The organism is Pseudomonas sp. B37(2017) (assembly GCF_002112885.1).
Taxonomy (GTDB): Bacteria; Pseudomonadota; Gammaproteobacteria; order Pseudomonadales; family Pseudomonadaceae; genus Aquipseudomonas; species Aquipseudomonas paraglycinae.
The window spans coordinates 62,063-80,911 of record NZ_NEIX01000002.1 but is presented as its reverse complement, the minus strand read 5'-3'; the positions used below and the strand labels follow the sequence as shown (position 1 = coordinate 80,911).

The window sequence follows — 18,849 nt, the reverse complement described above, 5'->3', positions numbered from 1 at the left end:
GTTGCGCGTGCTCCAGCGATTCGCGAAGCACATCCAGTGGCCTGGCCATCATCTGTTCGGGGTCAACCTTCCAGAACCAGGCCAGGTCATAGGCGACCGAAATCAGGTCGGTGATGGCTCCGACGCCGCACTCATGAAAAAACTCGCAACGGCCCAGCTCAGCGCGTTGAGGTCAGCCAGATCCAGCTGGTTGACCGACGACGGCGGAATGCCGGCGCACACGGCGATGTATTTGGCCGCCACGTCCATGTCGAGGCTGACCTCTTCGCTCTTGTCGATCTTGTACGGCAGCGCCTTGATCGCTCGTACCTCCTGCACCGTCGGACGGCGCAGGACGAGTTCGGTCAGGGGCTCGCCGTGAGCTTCGATCGCAACCTGAAGCTTCACGGCGCAGCTCATTGCCAGGTCCCCTTGATGCCTTCGAATTTCAGTTCGATGGTGGCGTCATCGCCTTTGGAGACGGGTTCTTCGACCAGGTAGGCACCGGCCAGTACGTAGACTTTGCCGTTGCTGAATTCGCAGGTGACGGTGATGTCGGTGCCTTCGATCAGCTTCTTCAGCGGGAAGTCGGCGGTGTGCAGCGCGGTCACCTTGAACGATGGCGCGATGTCGGTTTCCTTGTAGAAACCCGGCACGACGGTTTCGCGTTTGACGGCCATCAGCGGGGCTTCGCAGCCGCCATTGATAGTCAGTTGTGCACCGTCGACCTTGACGTAGCAGGTGCCTGCAATCAGTTGACCCATGGTGTTACTCCCTTCAAATAAAAAGCCCACGCAAGGTGGGCTGAAATCACAGTGTCAAACGAGCCGATCAGGCGACGTCGTCGTACTGCAGACGGAACTGGTTGAGCAGTGCGAACACGCGCAGACCGTTGATGTAATCCGGCGGGAAAAGCACGTTCACGCGGCTCGGGTCCTGCACGTCGCGCTCGACGATCAGGTGCTCGGCGAACAGCTCGGCGTTTTCCACGTGGCCTTCGAGTTCGAGCTTGGCGTACTGGGCGATCAGCTCGCCGCGAATGGTCGCCGGGGTGACGATCGGCTGGCCGGCGCCGAAACGGGTGCCGTCGGAGGCCAGTTTGTGGCGACCGTATTTGCTGGTGATCACGCTTTGCAGACGACGCACTATGAACGCCGACTGGTGCATGGTTTCGCTGTCCAGGTACGAGTTGTCAGCCTGGCCGTAAGCGTTCTTCTGGTAGGTGGTGATCGAGCGCTGGATGCGCACGTAGCCGCCTTCGTAGTACGCGGTGGCGATGCCGTAGTTGAGCAGCGACTGACGCTCGGTCAGGGTGAAACGCTCGCTCGCCGGAGCCGGATCGACGCCTGGCAGGCTGCCGCTCTGGGTCGGACGGCTGGCGTCGGCGGAGATGAACACCGAAGTGCGCGCAGCCAGTGCGGCAGCTTGTACCCACACCGGTTGCGGAACGCCCGGCTCCAGCGCCTGAATGGTCATGTGCTGGTCGTTGCGAGCCTGACCGGCTGCCACCAGAGTGCCGACGGTGCCGCGCTTGGCGCTGTAGACGTGACCGAACAGTTGCTTGGCCCACGACCAGCGACCGGTGCTGTCATCCATCACCGCTTGCCAGGTGTTGAGGGTGGCCAGGTCGGACCATGGCAGCGCGATGAATTCGAACGGCTCGTCGCCCAGTGCGGCAACCGCTTCAACCTGGTCAGGCACACCGACGCCGCCGGTCATGGCGGTGATGGCGGTGGTCAGGCCGGCCGGGGTTTCTTCGCCATTGCTCTTGCCCAGGCGATTGAATTGCAGGCTGATGTCGTTGCCGCTCTCGCCGGTCCATTTGGCGTTCAGAGTGACGACGCCTTCGGCGGCGGCTGCGCTCACCGGCAGATCGGCGGTGGCGTTGATTTTCTGTGCCAGAGCGGTGGCCGCCTGGGCAGCAGTGGCACCGTTGACCACGGTGGCCTGGACGCGGACGCCGCCGACATACAGATTGAGCACGCCAGCCTGAGTCGCGGTGCCGGTCAGGGTCAGCACGCCTTTGGCGATGGCGCCGGTGGCGTTGTGCAGCGGCAGGCACCAGATCTCACCGATCGGGTCGGCCTTGCGGAAGGTCTCGTACATCGAGGCCAGCATCGAACCCTGGCCGCCAATGCTCTTGGCCAGCGCCACGCTGGAGACCAGCACCAGTTTGCCGACTTCAGTCGGAGCGATGTTGTCGTTGACCTGCGCCACGATCAGGCGACGCATGGACGAGGACGCGCTATTGGCGGCCGAGTTGTCCATTTCGGCATAGAACAGCGGTACACGAATGTCCGCAGGAATGTTGCTGAATCCGATCGCCATTATTTGGCTCCCTTTTGTTTAGCTGTTGCGGTTTTGAGGGTGATATCGCCGTCGGCCAGGCGCCGGCGCCACCAGGCGCTGTCCAGCACTTCACGGCCTTCCAGTGGCAGCAGGTCGCCGGCTTCCGGGTCCGGCACGGCACGGCCGGCGGCCGGCACTACGGTGATGCGGTTGCTCATGGGGTTACGTCTCCAGAGAAAGTCATTTCCACGCGCCCGTCAGGGCCCGGGCGTTTCAGGTTGGGGTCGGCCGGGTCGATCGCATCGACCCGCACGGTGACCCCGGTAAAGGACGACAAACCGTCCAGTTCACGTTCGTGCCAACTCTCCGCAGGCTGACTTGGCAGATTGCGGCCGAGCTGGAACTCGGCAAAAAAGCGCAGCCGGTAGAACGCGCGGCTGCTGTTGATCGAGACCGTTTCGCCGCCGTCATAAACGATGGCGCTGTAGTCGTTCGCGGGTTTGAACCCCACCAGCGCGCGCCACAGTTCGGCGCGCAGGTCGTGCAACAGATCCAGCGCTTTTGTGGCGTCCGTGGCATCCAGTGCCAGGATGATTTCGAAGCGGTCGCGGATCGGTTGGCTGGGGGAGTTCTGTGCAGTGCTGACGCTGGCCACGTCGGCCAGCGGTAAAACATGGGCCGAGGGCATCGGCAGATTCGGGTCGCCTTGCAGCAGCGCCAGGTCGACACCTGTCGCGATATGGCCGGCAAGGCTTGGGCATTGCGCACGCAGCTGCGTGAGGATCGGGGAGATCTTCATGGGGAGCGTTCCAGGATGTGTGAGTGGCCACAGTGATGCGTGTGGCGGTGAGACCGGGGGGATCAGTCCTTGGCTTTTGCCTCGGGATCCCGGCCGTTGGCTTCGATCAGGCAGCGATAGCTTTCTTCGGGCTTGCCGCTGGCAGTGACCTTCTCGATCGACCAGCGACCGCGCATGAAGTCGGGCCAGGTGTCATCGAGCACCAGCAGGCCTTCGGCAACCAGCAACGGATCACCCGGGCAGGTGACCTTCAGCTTGTATTTCTCGCGCAGCATCTTGCGCACTTCGGCTTCGCCGATGGCCTTGGCTTCTTCCACACTGGCCTGTTTCTGACGAATGACCTTGTAGGGCGCCGAGCCGGTTTTCACTTCCACTTGCTTGCCGGCATTGGCGTCCCAACAGCAGACTTTGCAACCCTGATTCTGGGTGCGGGCGGTCTCTTCCAGCGTGGCGCTGATGAAGGCGTGATCGCCCGGCCGATTGTTGTGGGTCACCGACAGCCTGACGTTCGGTATCACCTGACCCGACAGGGTTTTGAGCTGCGCTGGTTTCGCCAGTACGTAGAGGTCGTTGAACGGTTTGGCCACCGCGTCGTACTTTTTCGCCAGGCGTGTGATGAAGCCCATGTCGGTTTCGTTCGACTGGTCGACATGAGCGATCCTGATCAGCGCCAGTTCGGGATCGACCCGTGGCGAGAAACCGTGCGGCTCAACCAGTTTGCGAAACAGCCCGCCAAGCGTCGTGGGGCCATGACTGGCCGTGCGCCGTTCCTTGAATCCGGTTTCGTCCTTGCCGCTGAAAGGCGCTGCAGTTGCGACCAGTGTCAGGCGCAACGGGAACAGCGTGGGTGTCAGTCGAGTGATCTTGAACTGGCCCTTTTCGACCAGCCCGGTCTCCAGATACCCCACACGCAGGCCGATGGTTCCGCCCAGGCTCGGCAAGCCTTCAAGGCCTTCCAGGTCGAGCACCAGCGTCAGTTGATCGGACTCCATCCCGGCCGCATCGATGTGTTCCCAACTGATCAGGCGCTGGTTCAGCAGGTCCTTGTGGGCGCCGTAGATTTCGATCGCCGGCGTAAATCCCTGTGCCATGCAGCCTCCTTAATCCCAGGCCAGAACCGGTTTGATTGCGGCCGGTCTGCTGTCGAGCTCCGGCAGCGTCACCCAGACACCTGCCGGCAGGATCGGGCCGTGCTCGGCCAGGGTCGGGTTGAGTGTCCAGAGGGCTTCTTCGGCGCTGTCATCGCTGCGACCGGTTTCGCGGTACAGCAAAAGATTCACCGAATCACCGGCCACGCTTCGTACCTTACGCATTGTTGAACTCCGACAATCCGATGACCCACTTGATCACCATCGCGGTGCCGTCATCGATGACCTCGCTCTGGTTTTCGTCGATGCTGTTGATCCGCCACAAACCCCAGTTGCGGCCGATGCCGTCAATCAACGGCAGCGGTACTCGCAACGCTTGCAGCGCACGCAGTTCATCGAGCCGCTCCATCGCCACGGCGTACATCGAGGTGCCGGAAATGGTCAGGGTTTCAGGCTTCTGTCCTGTCTGATGGGATCTGGGTTTGCTGTTGAGGATCTGCAACTCGGTCCAGCCACCCTCGGATTTTCGCGACAGCGTGCTGTACGCAAAATCCCGGGACAGTCCGAAGATGAAACTGCCCAGTGCCATTTGTTGTTTCATCGGGCGACTCCATCGGTCAGGGCTGCGTCACGGCGGGTGGCGAGCGGGTTGTTGGTCAACAGCGGCAGGAACTCGCCGTGGAATTGTCCGCTCAGTTGTTGCCCGATGATCGAGCGAATCTGCTCGGCAGTGTCCGGTGCCGGACAGGTGACCTGGATCAGTGGGGAGAAGGTGACTTGCTGGTTTTGACTTTGGGTGGGAGCGTTGACCAGATTTTTCGCGACATCTCCCGGCGCAGCGAGTTTGTCGGTGGGCGGGTCCGCGAATTTTTCTGATAGCCATGAGCCCGCCATTCCGCCCAAGGCACTCCCGATGCCTATGCCGACACCTGGAAAAACAAACCCGCCGATCACAGCGCCAATGGCTGCCCCTGCCAGCTCGGCTTTTGCGCTTCCCACCGCTTTTTCATCACCTTCACGCAGGCCTTTCAGGCCTGTGTAAGCGGCGTGCGCCACCACTAACGGGCCAGCGACCTTACCCACCAAAGGTTTCATCCGGGACAGCATCGGCATGATCTTGGCTCCGAAGCTCCGCACCGCAGGCAAGACCTTGGCTCCGGCGCTCCGCACCGCAGGCAAGACCCTGGCAGCCGCACGCTTGATCGAAGGCATGACCTTCATCGCTGCACCGCGCAGGCGATTGCCCAGGCTTTGACGAACCGCAGGTTTGTTGGGCTGAGCACTTTTCGCAGAAGCTTTGGCCTGCTTGCCCTGACCCGAATTGCGAGACGATCGTTTCTTTTTACGACCGCTGCCTTTGTCTTCGTCACCGGTGATCATATCGCCGATTTCGGACGGTAACCGTGCTGCGGCCAGGCGCAGAAGTCTCGTGGAGACCGCATCAAGCACTGCAGACACACCGGTTTTCAGCGCACCCGCCACGAACGGCGTGGCAGCCACTCCAAGCAGTGTCAGTGCAGCGGTGACGAACGGGAAGGTTTCGGCCGCTGCGCTCAGTCCATTGATCACCGCAGTAAGCCCGATGGCAATGCCGTCTGTCACCGGGGCCAATGCATTGCCGACTGCCGTGGACAGCCGGTTTAGACTCGCATCCAGCGCATTCCAGCGCCCCTGCGATGTATTGCCATAAGCCTCTGCGGTTTTTCCCGTCGAGCCTGCATACAGGGACTTGTCAGCAACCAGCTTGAACGCCGTTTGAACATCCTCAGGCTTCTTCAACAACTCGAGGATTGCATCATTGTTGCCAAACAGCGTTTTAATCAGCGAAGCCTGTTTCTCTTCAGGCTGTTTTTTGAGTTGTTCCAGAACCAGCTTGATCGTTTCGGGTGCATCGCCACTCATCCCGTGCGCGAGCGACTCAGGGTTCAGACCTATGTCGGCCCAGGCCGAGCGCTGCGCCGATGACGCGGATTCTCCCTTGCCCAGAACCGTCGTGAAACTCTTCAGCGCCGCTCCGGCATCGGTCTTGTTAGCGCCGCTGTTGAGGAACGCCGCCGCAAGTGCAGCCACTTGCTCGGGTGTCATCCCGGCAGCCTTGGCGCCCTCACCGGCGCTTTGAACGACGGTGCCGATGTCCGCGGCTTTGACGTTCAGGCCACTGTTGCCAAGGTAGTTGGTTGCGTCTGCCAGATCCTGGCTCTGCACCCGATCAAGCTTCAGAGTGGTGCGCCAGCCCGACAACATTTCGCCAGCCGCCTTGACATCCATCCTGAAGGCCGAGGCATTGATGGCGGCATCACGGGAGAAATCCTGTAACGCCTGCGTTTTCTGCTCGCCCTTCAGACCATCACTGATGCCGGACCGCAGCCCGGCGAGTTGCACTTGCAACAGATCCGCGCCGGTAGCCCCGCTGGGGGCAACCCGTTTATCACTGGCGATTTCCAGGTTCTTTTCCGAAAGAGCCTGAAGCGATTTCGTGCTCAGGTGCAGCACCTGATTCAATTCAACCAGCGCCGTCTCGTTGGCCATCGCCGATTGCAGTCTTTTCGGTGGCGGGCGCTGCTCGATTTCCGCCTTGAGTTTTGACTTCGGCTCACTATTGGCGGCTGGCGGCGCCGTGACGACCTTGAACAACGACTGCTGGCTGACCAGCAGTTCCCGCAGCTTGATCTGCTCCTGCGTGAGCAAGCGAATATCCACGCTCGCCAGCGCCATAGTCAGATTCAAGTCCTGCAGCGGTTTGCCAAAGCCATCGGCCACCACCAACCCGGCTGCTGCGTTGCCACTCTCATTGGCGTATGTGAGCGCAAATTTGCTCTCTGCCATGCCGCTCTACTCCTTTTTCACGCCAAGGCGAGTGATCGCTATGTCGTAGCGGCGCAACGCCTTTTCGGCGTCCCACTCCAGAATTTCCGCTTCACTTACCGGGTAAATGAGCGGCACGATATCGAGGATTACTTCGATGTCGCGTTCTGAAAGAAGGCCGCCGGCTGGTTTAAAAAATCGTCGATGCGCACCTGCAATTGCGTCCAGTCCGGCACGCTCAACAGGGCCAGATCGGGGATCATCAGGCCGGTGCAATGGGCGGTGATGAACTCGGCGCGTTCCTTGGCCGTTTTCAGTTTCTTCATCACTTTGGTGGCCCGCAGCGTCGGCATTTCCAGGCTCAGCGAAGTCACGGTGCGGCCGGTGACGGCAAGCGGCAACAGCAGTTGCACCTGATCGGGATCATCGGACTGTTCCGCGTCTTCGACCTGTTCGAGAAAGAACGACGCCGGACGGGTCGAGAATTCGTGCACGTACTGCGCGATGGTCACGTAGTCCGGGCGCTTGAGCTGGTCGAGTTCCTTGACCGACAAGCCGGTGGCCAGCAGCGCCAGTTCGAAGAACTGGTCGTCTTCATCGTCGCCTGCGCGTTCCAGCGCTTCTTTCTGGGCGGCGTAGAACAGCGGCTTGAGCTGAATCGATTCGATCTGCGAGCCGTCGTCGCCGGTAATCGGCGACAACAGTTCATGCTTGGGTGGCATCCACGACATGTATGAATTCCTTGGTGATTCTTGAGGGGTGTTGCAATCCCTTGCGGGAGCGGGGTTTACCCACTCCCACAGGGTTTTGTGATTGCCTTTGGCCGAGGCTTACGGCATCAGCACCGCACGACGGGCATCACCGAGGATGTCGACGCCGTTGAGCACGAACTTCTGGGTGCGCACGTCGATGTCGATCACCGGCACGCCGTTTTCCAGGCGGTTGTAGGTGCGGCAGGAGAGCTCCAGGTTGGTCTTAGGTTTTTCACCCATCTTCACCGCGGTTTCCTCCAGGGATTTCAGCTTGCCGCCGACGGTGTGGTAGGTGAACCAGGTGTTGCCGTCCTGATCCTGACCGCCTTCACGCACGTTCAGCAGGATGTCGTCGCCCAGCTTCACACCCAGTGCGAGCATGACTTCGGTGCCCATGCCTTGCAGGGTCAACTTGGCATTGAGCGCTTTGCCGCCCTTGGCCATTTCTTCGACGATGAAACGGCCGCCACGCATCTCTTCCACATCGAATTCGATCTTCGGCGGAGTGAATTCCTCAACGGTCGCCGACAACGGCAGGCCTTGCAGGGTGGCCGCGATGGCCTGTCTTACGCGGTTGGTAAACATTAGAGAACGTCCTCCAGGAACTGCTCGATGATTTCATCGCGGGCGTTGAGTTGATAAACCATGTGTTCGTTCGGCGCGTAGCGGCCGTAGTCGATGACCACGTACCAGGTGCCGTTCTTGTACTTCTCGACGCTGTTGAGTTCCGGGTGCAGATACACGCTGCCGCCGGGAATGGTTTCGTCGGCGACCAGGGTTTGCAGCCAGTCGTTGATACGTTTGACTTCCTGATCCATGAACGACTTGGTCAGGTTCTTGGCCATGGCTTTCTGGCCGGCCTTCACCAGCTTGCGGCTGATGGCGTCTTCCAGACCGACGTAGCTGATGAACTTGCCGGTGATCGAACGGTTGCCCAGCAGCGAGAAGCCGCCAAGGATGGTGCGGGCGTAATAGCTGACGCCGTAGCGGTTGAGCAGATCGCCTTCGGTGGAGGTGTCGAGGATGTTGTACTCAACGACCCGCGACACGTCTTCGGCGTAGGTCACCTGGTTGCCCGGGCTCTCCCATTGCTTGACCTTGGCCAGTGCGGCAATTGCCAGACTGGATGGCGCGAGGAACACGTTTTTCTTCGCGGCTTTCGAGTACACGGCCGGCATGTTGTGCACCACCAGGCAGCGGTCGAAACCGAGGTCAGCGCCGCCCAGTTCCTGGCTGTACAGCACCTGATCGGCGACCGAGGCGTCCTTGCCGTCCAGCACCACACGGGCCTTGATGCGCTTGCCGAACGAGGCGAACTCGCTGGCCACAGCCTTGGTGCCGGTAAAGCCTGGCGCGCCGATGATGGTCAGGTCTTCCGGGACGCTGCCCAGTGCCGCCAGACCGAGCTTGCGGCCGGTCACTGGCTCGACGCCGCCGATCACTGCGTTGACGGTGTCGGTCGGGGTTGCGCCCGCTTCGACGATCACCACGTACACCGGCACCTTGACCACTTTGAGGATCTGGTAGACGGCGTGGTACAGGGTGCCCTCTTCGGAGCCGGTCGGATCGAGCAGCGCGTGGGTGGTGAAGCTGTTGATGCGAAACGGTGCGTTACGCGGAATCAGCGGATCGGCTTTCGGCGCGGTGCCGACCAGACCGATGACGTTGTCACCCAGGCCACCCATGGCCTCGGGGGATTCGGTGGCATTGACGGTAATGCCGTTGTGCTCGAAGTTCAGAACCTCAGCCATAGTCAGTCAGCCTTCTTGGCAGCGGCCTTCACGGCCTTGGTGGTAGGTGTTTTCAGCTCCAGTCGACCGGCGCTGTGCAATGCGCTGGCTTCGACGTCGAGCAGATCGAGTTCCTGGCCGACGCTCGACCAGTGCCCACCGCCGGTGGGGAATGGAACGAGCACGGTGTAGGTTTGGCGGGTTGCCATTTTTCGTTTCTCCATAAACGGGAAAGCCCCTCAAAGGGAGGGGCTTGGCGGGTGTTGAATGTGTTGGGCGGACAAGCAAATGCCCCGGGGTGCGGGGCGTTTTATTGAGGGTCGGTGGTCGGTGAAACTGGCATGGAATCGGGCCAGCCTTCCTTGAGCATTTCATCGGAGTACGTGCCGTCCTCGATTGCCTGGAGCAATTCCAGTTCGCGGTCGAAACAAGCCTGCACGTGCGCCCTGACAGCTTTGGCAATCGCGAGAATCTGCTGCGCGCCGATCTCGACAAAACCCTCGAGCGTTTTGAAGTTGCAGCGGTAATCAGGATCGAGGATCGCCGAGATGCCAGCGCCATAGATCATCCCCGCGCTGTCACGGGAGGTTGCAACAGTCAGACCTTCCACAGAAACGACCGCGTCCTCCCGCTCATAGCGCTCATCGGCGACCCGTTGCGCATAATCAGGAGTTAATTGCGGGAAAGGCGTTTTGACAATTTCATCGCCTACTCGACGCCAGATGCCGTCGGCTTCCTGGGTCAACCTGATAAACAACTTGTCATCGACTTTGACTGCCGACGCGGGGATCGGGTGAACCCCCTCAATCAGGCAGGTTTGCAAGTTCGAATTCTCGCCAAACAGTGCGTATTTCATGATCTCTCCTTAACTGCCCACCGCGACCCAATGAAAGACCGTGACCCCGGGAAAGGTATGTTTTCCATAAAACGAGGTGAGACTTGACACACCGACATCCACATACCCGTTCACTGCCGCCCCTGGCGTGTAGTTCAACGTCGCGTTCAGGCTGTACATGCCATTTGGAAAAGCAATCGGGAAGGCAGTGGCGATGTCCGTACCACCATTTCCGGATACCCTGCCCCACTGAATGATCAATCCACCGAGCCAGGACGGGAAAACGATGTAACCGTTGATGGCCTTGAGGATCTGGAATCCCCAACGAAGTTTTTTCGGCGTCACGATTGTCGTGTCGTCGGTACCGGTGTCGGTCAACTCCTGGGTTGCAACCTTCGCCGTCCCTTGCTTGATTTCGGTCGCTTGCTGGGCCAGAGGAGCCAGCGCTGCGACATCAATGCTTCCCTGATTGACCGGAGCGTTCCAGGCCTTGATGCACCACATGACGGCTAGGTTGCGTGGGCGCACGGTTTTCCAGTACGAGCCGGTATTGAGTGCAGTGACACCGGTGGACGTGTAGTAGATGTCACCTTTGAAACCAGGCGCCGGATCGGCATCGATCGCTTCGGAGTTGCCAATGCCCTGAACGGCTGGCGCCTCGGCATTGTCACCCTGGATCTTCGTACCGGCCTGGTAGCTGCCGACAGTTCGCCCGGCGTCTATTCCACGTCCGTGATCCCAGCCGCGCAGAAACTCACCGCGAGACTCCGGCAAGCGGAAGTTGCCCGCGCCCTCATCGCCCTTGTTGAACTTTGTGCCGAGATACGCCGCCAGATCCGGATAGGTCGCAATGCTCTGCACACTGCCATCCAGTTCCAGATAACCGGCAGGAACGACATCCGTTGGAAACGACAGGACAGCACCGACCGGAACGGAGGACTTGAGCTGCGCGACTTCATTGGCCAACGCGGCTACGTCGATGTTTCCCTGATTGATCGGTGCGTTCCAGGCCTTGATGCACCACATGACCGCGAGGTTGCGTGGTCGAGCCTCGCTCCCTCCCGACGTGTTCATGTAGCTGGCGAAGTTGGAACTGCCTGTCTGCGTTCCATTGTCGGCAACGATACCCGCGGCGTTGGCGCCACCGGTATTGCCGAAAACGGGAATCCGGGTGTAGGTGTGGGCGTGAGCCTTGTTGTCATCCGCCTGCCAGCTACCGATCCCTCGGCCGACATCGGTCCCGCGACCATGATCCCAGCCCCGCAGGAACTCACCGCGAGACTCCGGCAACCGGAAGTTACCGGTGCCCTCATCGCCCTTGTTGAATTTTGTGCTCAGGTACGCCGCCAGATCCGGATAGGTCGCAATGCTCTGCACGCTGCCATCCAGCTCCAGAAAGCCAGGTGGAACGATCCCCGTCGGGAACGCCATGACGGCACCCACCGGAACGGCAGATCCCAGGCGTGACACTTCCTTGACCAGTGCCGCTACGTCGATGTTTCCCTGATTGACCGGAGCGTTCCAGGCTTTGATGCACCACATGACGGCGATGTTGCGGGGGCGCGCCTCTGAACCGCCTGCCGAGGAAGTAGTGACATTGGAACTCTGAAAGTCACGCCCTGGACCAGCCGCCAAATGACCATACGAGTAAATCGTACCAACGGCTGTATGCGTATGTGCCTTGTTGTCATCAACCTGCCAACTGCCAATGCCACGCCCCGCATCCACCCCACGCCCATGATCCCAACCGCGCAAAAATTCCCCGCGCGCCTCAGGCAGCCGGAAGTTCCCGACGCCCTCATCCCCCTTGTTGAACTTGCCGCCCAGATAGGCGCTCAAGTCCGGGTAGGTCGCGCTGCTCTTGACGCTGTTGTCCAGCTCCAGAAAACCCGGCGGCGGTGTATCAACGGGGAAGGCAACAATCGAACCCACCGGCAACGCCGAGGCCTTGGCAATCAGCGCCTCGACTTCAGCCTTGGTGTACGAATCCTTGATGCCGAAACCGGCCAGAGTGTCAGGGTTCGAGCCGGCCGTCGCGCGGCCATATTCGTCGACGCTCAGACTTTTGTAGGTGCCGGCAGCAATCCCGGTACGCCCCGCGAGCATCTTGAATGTCAGCGCGGTTGTGCCAAGGGTGATCGGCGCGTTGGTGGTCAGGTGCCACAGTGAATCGCCGTTGAGCGTGCCCTCTTCCACCATCACCGTCAGGCCCGGCGTGACCTTGGCGCTGACGTTGGCATCGTTGGCCCGAATCCAGTCGCCGTTGGCCACGATCCACAGGCCGTTGTCCTTGGCCAGGGTCTGGTTCGGCAGCAGCACGCGGTCACCGGCGATCACCGCCACGCCGTCGATCTGCTGCGCACCTTTCAACACCACGCTGGTGGTGGCCGCGACACGTACCGATTGTTTGCCGTCGAGTTTGCCGAGTTCTTCGGCGAGGTAACTCATGACCCAGGCGCGGGTGGCCTTGACCACGGTGTCGTCGATCAGCAGCGTCACCAGTGAGGCATTGCTGGTCTCGAAAATCGAGCGGATGTAGAACTCTTTGCCCGAGCCGGAGTTAGCCAGAACCGGCTTGAACGACTCCGGGTATTTGACGATGGCGTAGAGGATGCCGGTGTCGGTCCACAGCCCGGCTTCACGCACATACCAGCCGCCGACGTCCGGCGGGATGGTGACTTCAGCAAGCAGCCAGCTCGGATTCTTCTCGTCCTGGAACAACGCGTTGAGCGGACTGCGCCAGACTTCGCGCTTCAGCGCGGTGGCGGTTGCGGCCGGGTTGTAGACCCCGCCCTCACCACCGTCGCCGACGGAAATCTGCGTCAACTTGATCGGCGTGCCCGCTGCCTTGCAGGCGGTTTCGTAGGCAATCCCTGCGTTGGTGAGCAGGGTGTAATAGTCAGCCATTCAGGCCCCCTGAGGATAAATAGTGGATGTTTCGACGGTGTACAGCGCAGCCGCCATGAAGGCCTCGCCGGATGTCTCGAGCCCTTCAAGAAAAACCGGATAAACCGTGGTCAGCTCACCGCAGAAAGTCGCGGCGCCGATGACGTGATTGCCGAAGGCGCTGAGGCCGACCGACACCGACAGCACGTCCCGCTCGCTCTTGGCATCAGCCAGGCGCCGGTCGAGACGGGCGTCGATTTCTTCGCTGTAGGGTTGTTCGCTGAAGGCTCGCACGGAAAAACTGTAAGGCTCGCCGGGCGGGGTCTGTTCGTACCAGGCGCGGATTTCCGGCCTGAGCTGTAAACCCTTGGCGGCGTTCTCCAGCGCCCTGCGAGTGCCGGCCTGGCGCGCGGTGGGCCAGGCCAGTTCGACGGTCAGGCGCTTTTCCGCTTGTGGTGCGTCGGTGCTCCATTCGGCAACACCACGATCTGCCGCGAGATACGGCAGGAACGTGACGGGTGTCGAGGCCGGGTTCATCAGCTCGGGAAACGGCGGCGCGACGCGATCAAGCAATGCGCCGAAGCCGATGTCGAGTGCCCGTTCCAGCGCCGAGCTGTTGGCCGGCAGCAGGGTCGGACGCGGTGTCTGATCGGTCATAGCGTCTGCACCTCGACTTCGACCGCCGTGCAGTACGGCGCTTGAAACGCCGAGCACACAACGGAATCCAGAGGTTCAAGAATCTGCAATTGCACGGCGCCGGCGCTGTGCAGCGTGTAGTCGATCCAGCTCGGATCGACCCGGCCTTCCAGGCGATGGCAGCTGTCGGCGTAGGCCTGCAAGTGTTGCTGCGCGGCGACCTTGGTCAGGCCCGAATCCGGGCCGGAATTGATCTTCGCCACGACGCGGATTTTGTAGCGCTGAATCTCGGCGCCTTTGACTGTGACCTTGTCTGTCTCCGGACAAACATCGGGCCGGGCAAAGTGTTGGCGTACACCTTCGAGCAGCGTCGGGGACGGTGTACCGTCGCCCTCGCGGGCAAGCACGGTGACTTGCACTTCGCCGGGCGCGGTGCGGCGACCATTGCCATCCTTGACCTGCGCGGCGAGGCCGTCCGGATCGAAGGTGTAAGTGACGTTCACCACACCGGCATCGGTGGATTCGACTTTCACCGCCGGCCGTTCACCGAGGGTGAACACCTCACGGCGATACTGCATCCGCGAACCTGCCGCCGGCGCATGGGGCGCCAGGTAATAGCGCAGCCGGGCGTCATCGTCGCTCTCGTAAATCGCCGGTACCGGCGGGAATGCCGCCGGGTCGCCCGGATCGAGCAACTGTCGCTCCAGGCCCATGTCCGCCAGCCGTGCATCAAGGTTGCTGCCGGTGGCCCACCACGCCAGCATCTGCTTGATCCGGGCGTTGTATTTGCGTTCGTGGGTTTGCAGGCGGACGCAAAAAGCCTCAAGCGCGAGGGTCAGCAGTTCGCTTTCGTTTTCCAGACTGGTCTTGAGTTTTTCCGCGCTTTGCGGCGAGCGTGCGCCGACGTACTCGATGACGAAGGTCTTGAACTCGGCGAGCAGATCCTCGAAGGCATCGACCTTGATCAAGGAGGGTTCGGCCAATTGATTCTGGCCGGGGATCAACATGCTCATGTCACGACCTCGAAAGTCTGTTGGCGGTTTTTCCAGGTGCCGGCAAACCGCAACAGCAATCCCGCGCCCTGTCGGGTGGCGACGATCACGCCGGGCTGGAAATCGCCGATGCCGTTCTGCGGGTTGTAAAACGCCTGGGCTGCGTGGCTCTGGGCGAGCAACAGGATGTCGTCGCCCAGGTTTTGCCCCAGCAGCGTGGGGATCAGCGAACCGTATAAGGGCCGTTTTTGCCGGGTGCCCAGCGGCGTGGTCAGGGCCCGGGTCGCGCGCTGCACGAATTGCAGCCAGTCGTCGACCGTGGCCCCGCTGTCTCTATCGATTCCGATCATGGGAAGCTCTTGATTCAGGGGCTGATGACGCGGCCCTGGTGATCCACCAACGGGCCGCTGAAATGCACGCCTGAGGCGTCGATGGTCAGGCCGGCGGCGCCCAGTTGCAGGTTGATCGCTTGCGGGGTCATCGCCAGCCGTGCCGGACCGATGCTCAGCTCAAGCGATTCGCGAGAACCGTTGAAGGCGGCCGGACCGTTTTGCCAATGCAGCGTGTGCGTGGCGTCGTCGTAGCCGCTTTCGCTGCCGTCCTGATGGACGCGACGAGTCAACGTCGGCACCGTCGAGGTCGGCGGAAAGCGGTCACTGTTCAGGCCGAACAACGCCACGCTCTGCGCACCGCTTTCGCCACTGCCGTAGTTGAACAGCAGACACTGTTCACCCACCGTCGGGATCCGCGACTCACTCTGCGCGCCGGCGCTGGGGTTGAAGAACTTGATGGCGGGTGTCAGCAATCCACCGTGGCTGACCCGGCAGGTGTTACTGGCGGCATCGACTTCCTGACAGATGCCGATACGGCAATAACTCTCGGCACGCCGGTGCAGGTCTTCGATCTCCGCTTCCATTTCCGCCAGGCGTTCAATGATCGGGCCCAGCTGCATTCGCAGTAACGCGTCGAACATCGGTCAGGCCTCCAGCGAGGTGTATTGGTCGGGGTCGTCGATGTCGCTGACTTCCCAGGTGCGGGCGAATTTCGGCGTACCGAGCGGGTCGTCCAGCAGGGTCGGGCCCAGATAGAGGGTCTGGTTGAACGACAGCGTCCAGGCTTTGTTCGGCTGATCGGCGCGGATGAGCAATGACGGCATTCCATCGATGTTCATCGGCAGATCGCATTGATCGCCGGGCAAGCCCCAGCGGTTGTCGGTGATCAGGTTCTTCAGGGCCGCAATGAGATCGCACGCGGCAAATGCTGTAGCGGAAACCGCCGGAATCACTTGCAGCGACAACGTGAGCACATGAGCGATCCGTCCGTTGGCGGCGCGCTCTCCCGGTGCATTTCGCTCGATGTCGATCAGCACCCAGGCCTTGTCGCCGGGAGCCGTGAAGTCATCGTGATTGCCGACTTGCACGTTCAGCTCGGCGCTGTTGCGCAAGGCTGTCGCCATCGCCGTGAACAGCTGCGAAGGCTGCTGGATCGGTGTGGGCATGCTTGACCTCCTTTTCTGATGTCCACGCGAAGTCCCGCCGCACAAGGTGCAGCGAGGCAGGAAAGTGAAGGATTTACTGTGAGTCGCGGGGCGGGACTTCGCAGACACCGATGCGCTTGGCGGCCCAGCGTTCATACAGACCGATGGCCACGTCGGCACCGGCCATTGCTGTCAGGCAACCGATCGCGCACGCGGCCCAGATGGACATACCGGCGGCATACAGCAGCATGATCGCCGACACCCCGCAGATAACGCAGGCCCCGGAACGCAACGCCAGACGTCGGATCAACGCCCAGCCGCGGGCGCCCTCCTTGTCAGCGCGCCACATTTCGCCGGATACGCCGCCCACCAGGGCGAGCAGAATGACCAGCCAGATCGGCATGTCCGCCAACGCTTGTTGCTCGTTTGTCATGTCACGCCTCCTGGTGTGATGGATGAGTGGTGTGTGTTGGATTCAATCGTTTTCTCTTTAGGCAGGCATTCCAAAAAGCCCGGCGACAGGCCCGGGCTTTTCAGTAATGCGCTCCCGATGACTTAACTGGCTGAGCGCCTGGGACAGTCGCATCCGGTCAGTTGATATCGCAGGCTGTCAGTAAGGAGCTACTGGCCAGACAATATTTGCCGGATAACCCGGCTGCTTATCGATGTCGCTGACGGCAATCGAATACTGCTTGTGCGCCAGCAGCTGAGCCTCGTCCGCGGCCGAAGCGACGCCGAGGTCAACTTTGAACTGCAGGGAATTCAGCAGAAGCCAGTTGGCGGCAAAATTCAGCAATTGCCATTTCTGTTGCTCGGCTTCGTTACGCAGTTCTTCGTCGGACGGCGGGGTAAATGTCCAGACCTCATTAAAGGTCGCCGACCAACCCACACGAATTTCGCTGTTACCGGTGACATCAACCCAGAAGGACGTCGGCGAAGCCGGTGCGTCCGGGATGACCTCACTTTCTCTCAGCTGGGTGACTTTGCTGTATTCAACCAGTGCATAGAGATTCATGGTTTAACTCCTTGGTTTGTTGTTGATCCAGATGCGTGCGGTGATGAAACCTGGCAGGCATTCCAAAAAAAGCCCGGCAATCCGCCGGGCTATTCAGTCATGCACTGCGGTCACTTGCGAACGATCAAACGGTGTTTATGGAACTTCAGGCCAAGTGATTGCCAGCGGATAACCTGGCTGCTTGTTAACGTTGCTCATATCAACGAAAAACTGCTTATAGGCCTGCAACCCCGCGATATCGGCAGGCGTCGCCAGGCCCAGTTCAACCTTCTGCTCCAGCGCGGTCGCAACCAGAGTGGCGTTGACGCGATCAAACCGGCGGGCTCGTTCGGCGCGCAGTTGCATGGACAACTGCGATGGCTGCCCCCACATATCGCTGTCGGTAAAGGTCCAGACGCCATCGGTATTTACCGCGTTCCAGGAGTAGTCGATCTTGGGCAATGCGGTGACATCCACCCAGACCTGGCTTGCCGGAAAATCGTCGGTGATCGGATTGTTGGTTTCGAAAATGTTGTCGACCTTGCCATCCACAACACGCACGTACTTCTTCATGGTCATCATCCCTTTTGATTGCCGGTCTCCCGGCATTTCTGTTCCTGCCCAGAAGGCATTCCAAAAAGCCCGGCAACTCGCCGGGCTTTTCAGCAATGCATTCACGGAAACGGGATTTGATCGGTGCTGCGAATCAGAAAGGAGCAACCGGCCAAATGATCTGCGGAAACACTGCGTTGTTTTTCACTTCACTCAACGCAATGAAATACTGCTTGTAGGCAACCAGTGCCGCTTCCTCTGCCGGGGTGGCAACTCCCAGATCCAGCTTGTATTGCAGTGGGTTGAAATCCAGCCAGCGTGCGGCTTCGTCAAAGCGCAGTTGCATGCGACCGTTGGTGAATTGCTCCTGCTCTGCGGCCGTTGTCTCGAGATACTCTTCACCGGCAGGCCCCCACTGCATCTTCATCCCCGGTTGCACAGCATCGTTACCGGTGATGTTCCGCCATCCCGCGCTCGGTTCGGCAGCCGGGCCGGCTGGCGCTTCACCTTCAGTGTCCAGAACCTGGAGAACGACGGTGTAACCCATCGCAGTCAGTGTCAGTGCATATCGATTCATTCCAATTTCCTTATAAGCAGTTCTGAAGCGAACCCGGTTTGTGGATGTCTGTCAGTGCGAGACGACTGAACAGACTGTTTGCCGGATAGTCCGGCTGTTTTTTCCAACCTCCTCGGCCTGCTATTTTTCAGAGGAGGTTCGCGATGACATCTGGCAGGCATTCCAAAAAGCCCGGCAACTCGCCGGGCTTTTCAGTAATGCACTCCTTTGCCTTCCTTCAATCCTGTGTTTCTGAAGGAAGCTGACTTTTCGGCGCTACTGGCGCGGTACGAGTCCATTCAAATTGTTTTTCCGACCGCGGTCCCTGCCCGCCGGATAACTGCTTCTGGTGCTTTACGCTGCACACCCGGGTCAGTTGCCAACCCTCTGAACCGTTGAGGCCGGTTCATCGCTGCCTGTTCTTGTGGAACTAAAGAGCTGTTGTTGCCAGCCGCTTTGTCGAGCGGCTTGGTGGCAAG

24 protein-coding genes are annotated in these 18,849 nt (G+C 60.5%); all 24 read right to left on the bottom strand.

Annotation, left to right across the window (positions count from 1 at the left end; all coding sequences use genetic code 11):
- Positions 1-102 precede the first annotated feature (102 nt).
- Positions 103-399 carry a phage tail assembly protein gene (locus tag CAF90_RS06830; RefSeq protein WP_085605274.1) on the bottom strand — a complete coding sequence of 99 codons (297 nt, stop codon included), beginning with the start codon at positions 397-399 and terminating at the stop codon, positions 103-105.
- Positions 396-743, bottom strand: a complete 348-nt coding sequence (locus tag CAF90_RS06825; RefSeq protein WP_007908779.1) for a phage tail tube protein — start codon at positions 741-743, stop codon at positions 396-398. The genes CAF90_RS06830 and CAF90_RS06825 overlap by 4 nt, the downstream gene beginning before the upstream one ends.
- A 67-nt stretch (positions 744-810) precedes the next feature.
- Entirely contained in the window at positions 811-2,307 is a 1,497-nt protein-coding gene (locus CAF90_RS06820) for a phage tail sheath subtilisin-like domain-containing protein (RefSeq protein WP_007954896.1), read from the bottom strand.
- On the bottom strand, positions 2,307-2,486 hold the full coding sequence (locus tag CAF90_RS06815) for a DUF2635 domain-containing protein (RefSeq protein WP_007954893.1): 180 nt from the start codon (positions 2,484-2,486) through the stop codon (positions 2,307-2,309). The genes CAF90_RS06820 and CAF90_RS06815 overlap by 1 nt, the downstream gene beginning before the upstream one ends.
- Positions 2,483-3,067, bottom strand: coding sequence for a hypothetical protein (locus CAF90_RS06810; protein ID WP_085605272.1), 585 nt, complete (start codon positions 3,065-3,067; stop codon positions 2,483-2,485). Before CAF90_RS06810 ends, CAF90_RS06815 begins: the two co-directional genes overlap by 4 nt.
- 62 nt (positions 3,068-3,129) lie before the next feature.
- On the bottom strand, positions 3,130-4,158 hold the full coding sequence (locus CAF90_RS06805; RefSeq protein WP_085605270.1) for a phage tail protein: 1,029 nt from the start codon (positions 4,156-4,158) through the stop codon (positions 3,130-3,132).
- Between the two features lie 9 nt (positions 4,159-4,167).
- Entirely contained in the window at positions 4,168-4,380 is a 213-nt protein-coding gene (locus CAF90_RS06800; protein ID WP_085605268.1) for a tail protein X, read from the bottom strand.
- Positions 4,373-4,756 carry a phage tail protein gene (locus CAF90_RS06795; protein ID WP_085605266.1) on the bottom strand — a complete coding sequence of 128 codons (384 nt, stop codon included), beginning with the start codon at positions 4,754-4,756 and terminating at the stop codon, positions 4,373-4,375. Before CAF90_RS06795 ends, CAF90_RS06800 begins: the two co-directional genes overlap by 8 nt.
- Entirely contained in the window at positions 4,753-6,981 is a 2,229-nt protein-coding gene (locus tag CAF90_RS06790) for a phage tail tape measure protein (protein WP_085605264.1), read from the bottom strand. The genes CAF90_RS06795 and CAF90_RS06790 overlap by 4 nt, the downstream gene beginning before the upstream one ends.
- 128 nt (positions 6,982-7,109) lie before the next feature.
- Positions 7,110-7,691: a phage tail assembly protein gene (locus CAF90_RS06785; RefSeq protein WP_085605261.1), complete on the bottom strand. Its 582-nt coding sequence runs from the start codon at positions 7,689-7,691 to the stop codon at positions 7,110-7,112.
- Between the two features lie 99 nt (positions 7,692-7,790).
- The gene (locus tag CAF90_RS06780) at positions 7,791-8,297 is read right to left on the bottom strand and encodes a phage major tail tube protein (RefSeq protein WP_007954868.1); all 507 of its coding nucleotides are present in this window, start codon (positions 8,295-8,297) and stop codon (positions 7,791-7,793) included.
- On the bottom strand, positions 8,297-9,463 hold the full coding sequence (locus CAF90_RS06775) for a phage tail protein (protein WP_085605259.1): 1,167 nt from the start codon (positions 9,461-9,463) through the stop codon (positions 8,297-8,299). Before CAF90_RS06775 ends, CAF90_RS06780 begins: the two co-directional genes overlap by 1 nt.
- Positions 9,464-9,465: 2 nt before the next feature.
- Positions 9,466-9,651, bottom strand: a complete 186-nt coding sequence (locus CAF90_RS06770; protein WP_039771239.1) for a hypothetical protein — start codon at positions 9,649-9,651, stop codon at positions 9,466-9,468.
- Between the two features lie 101 nt (positions 9,652-9,752).
- Positions 9,753-10,298, bottom strand: a complete 546-nt coding sequence (locus tag CAF90_RS06765; protein ID WP_085605257.1) for a DUF4376 domain-containing protein — start codon at positions 10,296-10,298, stop codon at positions 9,753-9,755.
- A gap of 9 nt (positions 10,299-10,307) precedes the next feature.
- Positions 10,308-13,184, bottom strand: coding sequence for a phage tail protein (locus CAF90_RS06760; protein WP_085666538.1), 2,877 nt, complete (start codon positions 13,182-13,184; stop codon positions 10,308-10,310).
- Positions 13,185-13,820: a phage tail protein I gene (locus CAF90_RS06755; RefSeq protein ID WP_085605255.1), complete on the bottom strand. Its 636-nt coding sequence runs from the start codon at positions 13,818-13,820 to the stop codon at positions 13,185-13,187. It lies immediately after the preceding gene.
- Positions 13,817-14,812: a baseplate J/gp47 family protein gene (locus CAF90_RS06750; protein ID WP_085605253.1), complete on the bottom strand. Its 996-nt coding sequence runs from the start codon at positions 14,810-14,812 to the stop codon at positions 13,817-13,819. The genes CAF90_RS06755 and CAF90_RS06750 overlap by 4 nt, the downstream gene beginning before the upstream one ends.
- On the bottom strand, positions 14,809-15,141 hold the full coding sequence (locus CAF90_RS06745; protein WP_007954853.1) for a hypothetical protein: 333 nt from the start codon (positions 15,139-15,141) through the stop codon (positions 14,809-14,811). Before CAF90_RS06745 ends, CAF90_RS06750 begins: the two co-directional genes overlap by 4 nt.
- Before the next feature lie 14 nt (positions 15,142-15,155).
- Positions 15,156-15,764 (bottom strand): phage baseplate assembly protein V, encoded by a 609-nt coding sequence (locus CAF90_RS06740; protein ID WP_085605243.1) that lies wholly within the window; start codon positions 15,762-15,764, stop codon positions 15,156-15,158.
- Positions 15,765-15,767: 3 nt separating this feature from the next.
- Complete coding sequence (locus tag CAF90_RS06735; protein WP_085605241.1) at positions 15,768-16,289, bottom strand: hypothetical protein; 522 nt, start codon at positions 16,287-16,289, stop codon at positions 15,768-15,770.
- A gap of 73 nt (positions 16,290-16,362) precedes the next feature.
- On the bottom strand, positions 16,363-16,701 hold the full coding sequence (locus CAF90_RS06730) for a phage holin family protein (protein ID WP_085605239.1): 339 nt from the start codon (positions 16,699-16,701) through the stop codon (positions 16,363-16,365).
- 177 nt (positions 16,702-16,878) lie between these two features.
- Positions 16,879-17,283, bottom strand: a complete 405-nt coding sequence (locus tag CAF90_RS06725) for a tail fiber assembly protein (protein ID WP_085605237.1) — start codon at positions 17,281-17,283, stop codon at positions 16,879-16,881.
- A gap of 135 nt (positions 17,284-17,418) precedes the next feature.
- Positions 17,419-17,835 (bottom strand): tail fiber assembly protein, encoded by a 417-nt coding sequence (locus CAF90_RS06720; protein WP_085605860.1) that lies wholly within the window; start codon positions 17,833-17,835, stop codon positions 17,419-17,421.
- Positions 17,836-17,968: 133 nt separating this feature from the next.
- Complete coding sequence (locus tag CAF90_RS06715; protein WP_085605235.1) at positions 17,969-18,391, bottom strand: tail fiber assembly protein; 423 nt, start codon at positions 18,389-18,391, stop codon at positions 17,969-17,971.
- Positions 18,392-18,849 lie beyond the last annotated feature (458 nt).

Excerpts from the sequence above, each read along its gene's own strand:
- CAF90_RS06830 (WP_085605274.1), bottom strand. The coding sequence starts at position 399 with ATGAGCTGCGCCGTGAAGCTTCAGGTTGCGATCGAAGCTCACGGCGAG.
- CAF90_RS06825 (WP_007908779.1), bottom strand. The coding sequence starts at position 743 with ATGGGTCAACTGATTGCAGGCACCTGCTACGTCAAGGTCGACGGTGCA.
- CAF90_RS06820 (WP_007954896.1), bottom strand. The coding sequence starts at position 2,307 with ATGGCGATCGGATTCAGCAACATTCCTGCGGACATTCGTGTACCGCTG.
- CAF90_RS06815 (WP_007954893.1), bottom strand. The coding sequence starts at position 2,486 with ATGAGCAACCGCATCACCGTAGTGCCGGCCGCCGGCCGTGCCGTGCCG.
- CAF90_RS06810 (WP_085605272.1), bottom strand. The coding sequence starts at position 3,067 with ATGAAGATCTCCCCGATCCTCACGCAGCTGCGTGCGCAATGCCCAAGC.
- CAF90_RS06805 (WP_085605270.1), bottom strand. The coding sequence starts at position 4,158 with ATGGCACAGGGATTTACGCCGGCGATCGAAATCTACGGCGCCCACAAG.
- CAF90_RS06800 (WP_085605268.1), bottom strand. The coding sequence starts at position 4,380 with ATGCGTAAGGTACGAAGCGTGGCCGGTGATTCGGTGAATCTTTTGCTG.
- CAF90_RS06795 (WP_085605266.1), bottom strand. The coding sequence starts at position 4,756 with ATGAAACAACAAATGGCACTGGGCAGTTTCATCTTCGGACTGTCCCGG.
- CAF90_RS06790 (WP_085605264.1), bottom strand. The coding sequence starts at position 6,981 with ATGGCAGAGAGCAAATTTGCGCTCACATACGCCAATGAGAGTGGCAAC.
- CAF90_RS06785 (WP_085605261.1), bottom strand. The coding sequence starts at position 7,691 with ATGTCGTGGATGCCACCCAAGCATGAACTGTTGTCGCCGATTACCGGC.
- CAF90_RS06780 (WP_007954868.1), bottom strand. The coding sequence starts at position 8,297 with ATGTTTACCAACCGCGTAAGACAGGCCATCGCGGCCACCCTGCAAGGC.
- CAF90_RS06775 (WP_085605259.1), bottom strand. The coding sequence starts at position 9,463 with ATGGCTGAGGTTCTGAACTTCGAGCACAACGGCATTACCGTCAATGCC.
- CAF90_RS06770 (WP_039771239.1), bottom strand. The coding sequence starts at position 9,651 with ATGGCAACCCGCCAAACCTACACCGTGCTCGTTCCATTCCCCACCGGC.
- CAF90_RS06765 (WP_085605257.1), bottom strand. The coding sequence starts at position 10,298 with ATGAAATACGCACTGTTTGGCGAGAATTCGAACTTGCAAACCTGCCTG.
- CAF90_RS06760 (WP_085666538.1), bottom strand. The coding sequence starts at position 13,184 with ATGGCTGACTATTACACCCTGCTCACCAACGCAGGGATTGCCTACGAA.
- CAF90_RS06755 (WP_085605255.1), bottom strand. The coding sequence starts at position 13,820 with ATGACCGATCAGACACCGCGTCCGACCCTGCTGCCGGCCAACAGCTCG.
- CAF90_RS06750 (WP_085605253.1), bottom strand. The coding sequence starts at position 14,812 with ATGAGCATGTTGATCCCCGGCCAGAATCAATTGGCCGAACCCTCCTTG.
- CAF90_RS06745 (WP_007954853.1), bottom strand. The coding sequence starts at position 15,141 with ATGATCGGAATCGATAGAGACAGCGGGGCCACGGTCGACGACTGGCTG.
- CAF90_RS06740 (WP_085605243.1), bottom strand. The coding sequence starts at position 15,764 with ATGTTCGACGCGTTACTGCGAATGCAGCTGGGCCCGATCATTGAACGC.
- CAF90_RS06735 (WP_085605241.1), bottom strand. The coding sequence starts at position 16,289 with ATGCCCACACCGATCCAGCAGCCTTCGCAGCTGTTCACGGCGATGGCG.
- CAF90_RS06730 (WP_085605239.1), bottom strand. The coding sequence starts at position 16,701 with ATGACAAACGAGCAACAAGCGTTGGCGGACATGCCGATCTGGCTGGTC.
- CAF90_RS06725 (WP_085605237.1), bottom strand. The coding sequence starts at position 17,283 with ATGAATCTCTATGCACTGGTTGAATACAGCAAAGTCACCCAGCTGAGA.
- CAF90_RS06720 (WP_085605860.1), bottom strand. The coding sequence starts at position 17,835 with ATGAAGAAGTACGTGCGTGTTGTGGATGGCAAGGTCGACAACATTTTC.
- CAF90_RS06715 (WP_085605235.1), bottom strand. The coding sequence starts at position 18,391 with ATGAATCGATATGCACTGACACTGACTGCGATGGGTTACACCGTCGTT.